5 protein-coding genes are annotated in these 7699 nt (G+C 42.1%); all 5 read left to right on the top strand.

Translation table 11 applies throughout. The annotated features are described in order from the left end of the window. The first annotated feature begins 331 nt into the window (after positions 1-331). Positions 332-547: a hypothetical protein gene (locus tag PN499_RS22700; RefSeq protein ID WP_007356095.1), complete on the top strand. Its 216-nt coding sequence runs from the start codon at positions 332-334 to the stop codon at positions 545-547. Between the two features lie 343 nt (positions 548-890). Next, positions 891-2276, top strand: coding sequence for an MATE family efflux transporter (locus PN499_RS22695; protein ID WP_272034870.1), 1386 nt, complete (start codon positions 891-893; stop codon positions 2274-2276). Between the two features lie 888 nt (positions 2277-3164). Further along, positions 3165-4745, top strand: a complete 1581-nt coding sequence (locus PN499_RS22690; RefSeq protein WP_272034869.1) for an FAD-dependent oxidoreductase — start codon at positions 3165-3167, stop codon at positions 4743-4745. Positions 4746-4930: 185 nt separating this feature from the next. Then, the gene (locus PN499_RS22685) at positions 4931-7027 is read left to right on the top strand and encodes a calcium-binding protein (RefSeq protein ID WP_272034867.1); all 2097 of its coding nucleotides are present in this window, start codon (positions 4931-4933) and stop codon (positions 7025-7027) included. A 113-nt stretch (positions 7028-7140) separates the two neighbouring features. Continuing rightward, on the top strand, positions 7141-7699 hold a 559-nt coding region (tilS, locus tag PN499_RS22680; RefSeq protein ID WP_272034865.1), incomplete at its 3' end, for a tRNA lysidine(34) synthetase TilS.

Raw genomic sequence — 7699 nt, 5'->3', positions numbered from 1 at the left:
GGATAGGGAGGATGGGGAGGATGGGGAGGATGGGGAGGATGGGGAGGATGGGGGAGATGGATAGTTAGCCATTAGCGATTAGCCATTACCAATTACCAATTAGCAATTAGCAATTAGCCATTAGCAATTAGCCATTACCCATTACCCATTACCCATTACCAATTATTGATTGTGACTCGACTCACAAGCTCTGAGGGTATCTTCTCACAGGTTTAAAGCGGTTGCGATCGCGCAGTTTCACCCAAAACATCACGCTTTCTGCACCCTAAGAATCACGTTGTACTTCTGGGAAACAGGAGATTATAAAAGAGTAGAGTTCAGGAAAAAACCCATGCCTCCAGTCCAACTTCTCCCCGGTGCCATCGCTGAAATGCTTGCTTGTGTAAGCGATACAGGCGTTCTTACTCTAGCCGATCGCTACGGTTTAATGGCAGCGGCCTTTGACGAGTCCCTCAATGATGATGACAGAAGTGCTGCTAACCGGTTACTGCGATCGGTAATCAAAGGTCGTGTGAAAATGGTTAACGAACTCTCCGCAGCAGCCTAAGCGACTAAGTAGAAAATAGCAGACACAAGAGAAAAGACTTTATCTCCTCATCTTAAGAAGCAACCTTGTAAGTAGAAGGAAGAAGGAAGAAGGAAGAAGGATTTAGTTATCTAGGAGAGAAGGAAGAATGTTTATACAGTCAGCTTTTTAGCCATCCCGATCTTATGTTTAATTAGGTGGATTTGCTTAAGTGCGCGATCGCATCTTTCCCGCCTCAAATATTTTTTGATTAAAATCCGTAAAATTCATCTTACAAGTTCATCCAGTTGGGTGATGTGTAAATATCATTAATTATTTAATCTAAACTCTATATTATTTCCTCTTCGTCTTGTCATTATTTTAAATGAATCGCTCCCTACTAAAATCAGATATTTTATCAGAAGTCAAAGCCTGTCTACACTTAGCAATTCCCTTAGCCGCCGCCCAGCTAGCCCAAGCAGCCACCAATTTTTTTGATACCCTGATGATGGGTTGGCTGGGAACTCAAACCCTAGCGGCTGGAGCTTTGGGTGCAATTTCTTTTTCTACTTTTTTGTTAATTATTACAGGCATAATTTCAGTTGTGGGAGCACTCGCAGCCGTAGCTTTTGGTAGCGGACAAATTGACCGAGTAAGTCGTCTTGCTTGTCAAGGACTTTGGCTATCAACAGCCCTTTCTATACCAGTAATGATCTTACTTTGGTTCTCTGGCCATATCCTGATGCTTATGGGTCAAGAAGCGAGCAATGTTATTTTAGCACAAACATATCTCCGAGCTATTGTTTGGGGATTTCCGGCAGCGATGGGATTTGCAGTATTAAAAAATGTTGTTTCCGCACTGAATCAACCCAATTCTGTGATGCTTATTACAGTCAGCGGCGTATTGCTAAATGTAGTGGGCAATTATATACTGATGTTTGGTAAATTGGGTTTTCCTGCTCTCGGATTAGCGGGAATTGGTTGGGCTAGTACGATTTCTTTTTGGGTGACATTCGCAGCAGCGATTAGTTTTATTTTCATAAATCCCAAGCTAAGAAGTTACCAAATTTTTCGTTCCTTGTTTAAGTTCGATCGCAAATTATTTCGGGAACTTGTTCGCATGGGATGGCCAATTGGTATACTGTTTACCTTAGAAACTGGATTGTTTGCAATCACCACTTTATTGATGGGATATTTGGGAACAGTTACTTTAGCTGCTCATCAAATTGCTTTACAAACAGCAGCAATTACCTTTATGGTTCCCGTAGGTATTTCCTATGCAACGACGATTAGAGTTGGGCAAATGGTAGGGCGCAACGATGCTGAGGGTGCTAGACTTTCGGGATATGTAGGTATTGGGATTGGTGTTTGTTTTATGAGTTGCACGGCTTTACTTTTCTGGAGTATCCCTGATAAAATTGTTGCCCTATATATTGATACCAATAACCTTGAGAACTTGAGCGTGGTTAAAACTGCTATATCCTTATTAGGAGTAGCAGCAATGTTTCAAATTTTTGATGGAATGCAAGTGATAGCGGCTGGTGCTTTACGAGGTTTGAAAGATACAAAAGTGCCGATGTTGATAGGCTTTTTTTCCTACTGGTGTGTAGGATTATTCAGCGGTTATATTCTCGGAATCCAACTGCATTGGGGGGGTGTGGGTTTGTGGTTAGGTTTAGTATTAGGACTAGCTTTTACTTCTGTAACTTTAACTTGGCGTTTCACTGCTATTTCCGGGAGAATTAAGAAGGAGTTAATTGTTAGTGATTAATGGTTAGTAGTTAGCTTAAAACTTACGCAAATGTTACAATGACTCTCTGTACCAGTACCCAAATACCCAAAACTTAGACAAGCCAGATTGGAACATTGGGAGGTTTTAGTTGCTCAATCAAATCACCCTTAACATGAGGTTCAATCAGCGATATCACATTTTTCCACAACCACTGAGTAGTTAGTTCTTCTTGTTTGAGATTAAGCTATAGATTTACCATATAAAGATTTTTATCTCGCAATAGAGAAACTAAATAATTTGATGAGATCGGCAGTCCGATCTGGTGTATGATAGAGTCACATCCTCGGTAATATGTATGAGTCGTCTTACAAATCGTGCTTTTGATATCCTACGGGCAGAAGTTGATCCAAAGTGGGACAACTACATATTCAGAAGCTCAAAAATTGCTCCTCTTTGCTAAGAAAAAGCAGCAGGAGTTGCAGAGATAAAAAACTGATTCAGCAAGCCCTATTTAGTATAGCAAACGAAAGGGCCAAAGAGGTAAAACTTTCTAATAACTTCTAAATAGATTTTTTACGATGAGATATAACCTGACGAAAATTTTAAAAATCAGAATTAACATCTATCCTAGCGAAACTTAAATAGAAGCTATTCTTATTGCTAGGTAATAACTTTATCACCATCGCCATATCCAATATCACACTTACAGCCAAAAATCAAGTACCATCCTCAACCTGCTACATTCCACAAATTTTCCAAAACATCCTCAACTTATACGAAAATATCCCAAAAATGGTATATTCAACAGCGTAAACACCGAAAAGCCACGTTTGCCCTCTCAATATCCCTTAACAATCTAACTGAATGCTTCCCAACCTAAAGAAAATCAGCGGAATTATCTTATTCTTAATAACATTAAAACTCTTAATGGACTCTCAATATATTAGACAAGTATCTAACTATATCCTAAAAACCAACCAAGCCAGCGCCACATTAGAAGCTCACATTACTACACCCAAATTATCTGAACCAACCACACCAACAACTCCAATTTATCAAAACTATGATGTAGTAATTTATGGAGATGAAGTTCCAGGAGTATGTGCAGCAATTTGGGCAAAAAAATCTTTAGGCCCTAATGGAAAAGTTGCCTTGGTTCGTTCAAATCATCCTACGGAACCTTTAGGCGGCGTACTTACACGCGGTGGTTTAGGCTATGTTGACTTAGATAAAATACCAAGTTGGTATTCCGAACCCTACGCCCAATGTTTCCTTAACTTCTTAGATAAAGCTCAAGTTTCCGAAGCTTGCTTAGAAGTCAAAACAGGCGATATAGCGTTGAAAGAAATGCTATCAGAAGCTGGAGTAACGATCGTTTCGGGTTCTACTCTTACCCCTCATGTCGCCCATCAAAAAATTGAATATGTAGAAGTTAAAGAAAACAATATCAGAATTAAAGCTGACTCCTATATTGACACAACTCAAGATGCAGAATTAGCCAGAAAAGCGGGTTTATCTTATTATCGCGGCTATGAATCTCAATCTCCAAAATTGCGAGATGCTACATTATCAGTCTCTTTAGTACCGACAATTACAGGCTTAACAATATCAGACTTAAAAAAGATTGAAGATGATATTATTTACAATCAAGAGTTAGTGACAAAAATAGAATCTAGTATTAATAAGTATCAAGATACAGCGGGGGCTGAATTCTGGATGAGAAATTTTTGGCAACCTATTTACCAACCCTATCGCGATGGTTATAATATCAGAAGTTCAGTATTAGGTGCAGCCTACCATTTAGAACATAATAAACCCTTTACTCAGGCTGGCTTCTTTTTCGATCGCGCTAATATTTGCATCTACAAAGATAATTCCTTATCTTGGAATGGGTTTTTGTTTAAATACCCCGTTGATAAAGTTATTGAACTCGAAGAAAATGGCAGAAAACCCAACTCAGAAATGATTCAAGAAATGTCATCTATCCAGGCTTGGCTACAAAAATTGTCTGGCAAAGATGTAAGATTATTTATCCCAGATGAAATTTATATCAGGCAAACATTAAATATCCGCGATGTTGTCGATCCCCTGACGGGAGAGGAAATCATCAAAGGAGGAACTGAACCAGAAAAATCTATCGGTAGTTTCTCCTATGATTTTGATTTACGAGGCGGAGTTAAAGGATTATCAATCAAAATTCCTCCTCTTCCTGTGTATAACTTTGGTATTGAAAGTGCTTTAGCTACAAAGGTAAACAATTTAGCAATTGTTGGGCGTTCTTCGGGATATGTGGGAATGGCTGTATCAGTCGGAAGAATTTTAACAGTTAATATTTATCAAGGTCAAGGAATTGGGGTGGCGGCGGCGATTGCGCGTCAATTAGGCGTACCTTTGAATACAATTACTTCCAGGCAAGTTAGGGAAGAAATGGAGAATTTAACGGGTAAAATTACAAGTTTGTACGGTAGAGATACCAGTGAAGGAGTTGATTATAGGGATGTAAAATAATTGAGATTGGTGGAATAACTTGACTTTTTATCAATAAAATTATCTAACTCATTGCCAATAGAACACTTCAAAAGTCTATCGGCTAACTCATCTTTGTAAAGTTTGATTACAAACACCGACAATCCGCATAAAAAGCGAGGTATCGACCCTGACAGATAAATTGACGGGTTCTATACGCAACAATTATGACGGAATTTTTGGGAAGTGCGATCGCAGACGCTCTTATTGGAACCTCTAGTTCCGACACGATGTTTGGTCTAACTGGAGAGGATACCCTCTCTGGCGAACAAGGCGACGATACCATCTACGGCGGTAAAGACAAGGACATCCTCTATTCTGGTTTTGGCAATGACGTTTCTCGCGGGGATCTCGGTGACGATTTAGTTTTCGGGAACGAAGGCGACGACTTGCTCTACGGTGGCAAAGGTAATGATACTATCCTATGCGGCGATGGCAATGACACCGTTCATGGCAATCTCGGCGACGACTACCTCATCGGTGGCGAAGGCAATAATGTCTTTATTATCAATCCCGCAGAAGGTAAGGATACCATCTTGGGATTTAAAGCTGGAGACAAGATTTTAGACGGACTAAATAACCCGTCTTATGGAGAAATCCGTGATGGCAAAGCTAACGGGTTGGAAATATTGGTTTTGGGAACCGATGGGAAACCGTTTAATCCAACGTCTACGCCTGCGGTGACACCAATACCTCCAGTGACACCTAGGCCTACACTGACACCCATACCTCCCGTAACGCCTGGGGTTACGCCTACACCTACACCTGCGGTGACACCTACGCCTGAACCTACGGTAACACCTACGCCTGCACCTGCGATCGCGCCTACTCCTACACCTGCGGTCTCACCTACGCCTACACCTGCGGTCACGCCTACACCTACACCTGCGGTTACGCCTACGCCTACACCAACGCCGCCAACAGCCTTTGATGAAAAATTCTACCTCGTCAATAATTACGATGCGACCCAAGCCATTTTTAAGCAGGAGGTAAAAAATGCTTTAGAACACTATGAGACTGTAGGTAAAGCTCAAGGTCGCGCTAGTGCGCCTTCTCAGGTAAGCACTTTTAACATTGAATTCGATTATCGGTTTGATACCAATGGATTTTTCAATGACCCCAACCGCCGAAAGGTTTTGGAATTAGTCGCTGACTACTGGGAATCTGTCATTCTTGATGAATTTCCCAATGTTCCCACTGGTACGGAGTTCTGGGTATCCGATCCTCAAAGTCCAACGGGAGAAAAAAAGAAGGTTGTTTTGGACAATGAGATAGACGATCTACGAATCTTTGTCGCTGCTCAACCTCTTACAGGCGCTACTGGCTATACAACCCCTGGTGGTTTTACTGATGAAAAAGGTTTTTCCTATGTTTTACCTGATCGGATCAATGGGATTAATTATGAACCTTTTACAGCGAGTATCACATTTAATACTGCAAATCTCACGGATCTAACTCCATTTGACCTGAGCGATAATACCGCAGGTCAGAGTCTTTTTATCACTGCTGCCCATGAGATAGAACACGCTCTAGGTATTGGTCTTGCACCAGCTTTCAGTGCCAGAACTGTTGGAACCTCTTTTGACGGACCCAACGCTAGGGCTGCTAATGCGGGCAATCCTTTTCCTCTTACTCCCGACTTGGGACATCCAGCCAGTATTGTGAGTAGTGGTGGACTGCCATCTCTTCTTGGTAACGGCGGTGGTGCTTTAGCATTCATTCCTACCAAAGTTGACTTGGCATTGCTTGCAGATATTGGCTACAAATTTGACGGATTTATCGTTCAAGATTCAACGCCAACAACTGCAACTGAGGGTGATGATAAAGTCATAGGCACAGATTTAGCTGATACTCTCAACGGTTTAGGTGGTAACGATCTCATTAACGGTGTAGGTGGCAATGACACCCTCATCGGTGGTGATGGCAATGACATACTTAACGGCGATAGTGGCAATGATAGCTTGATTGGCGGTGCTGGCAATGACAATCTTACTGGTGGTGATGGTCTGGATACCTTTGTCTTTGGGGCAGCAAATGGTCAAGATCGAATTAATGATTTTGTAGCGGCTGATGACAAAATCCAGCTAGCATCTGGTCTAGGTTTTAGCAGTGCAGACGCAGTTTTAGCAGCACCAGGAAACTTCTTCAATGGCCCAAATTCTTTTACTGGAGAGCTATTTTCTCGGATTACTCTCAGTCCTGGGAATACAATTGAAATATTCCATAAAGACCCAATACTGGCCGCGAATTTCATCATCCTCTAATCTAGTCACCAGACAATTTTAGAATAAAAGCGATCGCACTTCCTCAAAAAAGAGATGCGATCGCTTTTTTTTGGCCTGCTAAACTCAAAGTGGTGAAAATTCTTGTTCCCGTCATGAAATCTAGTAAATGGACGCATCTCCACGCTCAATTTCACTACTTGTTAATCCACCGCCAATTATTGCCGCGAAATCAGCGGATATTAGTAGCAGTATCCGGCGGACAAGACTCTCTATGCTTAACTAAATTACTATTAGATTTACAGCCAAAATGGGGTTGGGGTTTGGCAATTGTACACTGCGATCACCGCTGGCGTACAGACTCGAAAGCTAATGCCGATCGCGTAGAAGAATTAGCTCTCAATTGGCAATTACCATTCTATCGGCAAATAGCCGAGGAAATACCGAAAACTGAGGCTACAGCCCGACAATGGCGCTATCAAGTTTTAGCTGAAGTTGCGATCGCCCACAATTACCCCTATATCGTAACAGGCCATACAGCCAGCGATCGCGCCGAAACTCTCCTCTACAACCTCATTCGCGGTAGCGGTGCCGATGGCCTCTCTGCCCTCACCTGGCAGCGCCCTTTGATGGGGAGCGAGGGGGCGGGGGGGCAGGGGAGCAGGGGGGCAGATGAGCTCTTGAGCGGGGGATCAGAGGGGCAGAGGGGCAGGG

Source organism: Kamptonema animale CS-326, from assembly GCF_028330895.1.
Taxonomy (GTDB): Bacteria; Cyanobacteriota; Cyanobacteriia; order Cyanobacteriales; family Microcoleaceae; genus Kamptonema; species Kamptonema formosum.
The sequence above is the reverse complement of the archived record's forward strand: the minus strand, read 5'-3'. Positions and strand labels throughout refer to the sequence as shown.

What these genes read in the sequence shown, in the direction of transcription:
- PN499_RS22700 (WP_007356095.1), top strand. Translation starts at nt 332, where the DNA reads ATGCCTCCAGTCCAACTTCTCCCCGGTGCCATCGCTGAAATGCTTGCT.
- PN499_RS22695 (WP_272034870.1), top strand. Translation starts at nt 891, where the DNA reads ATGAATCGCTCCCTACTAAAATCAGATATTTTATCAGAAGTCAAAGCC.
- PN499_RS22685 (WP_272034867.1), top strand. Translation starts at nt 4,931, where the DNA reads ATGACGGAATTTTTGGGAAGTGCGATCGCAGACGCTCTTATTGGAACC.
- PN499_RS22690 (WP_272034869.1), top strand. Translation starts at nt 3,165, where the DNA reads ATGGACTCTCAATATATTAGACAAGTATCTAACTATATCCTAAAAACC.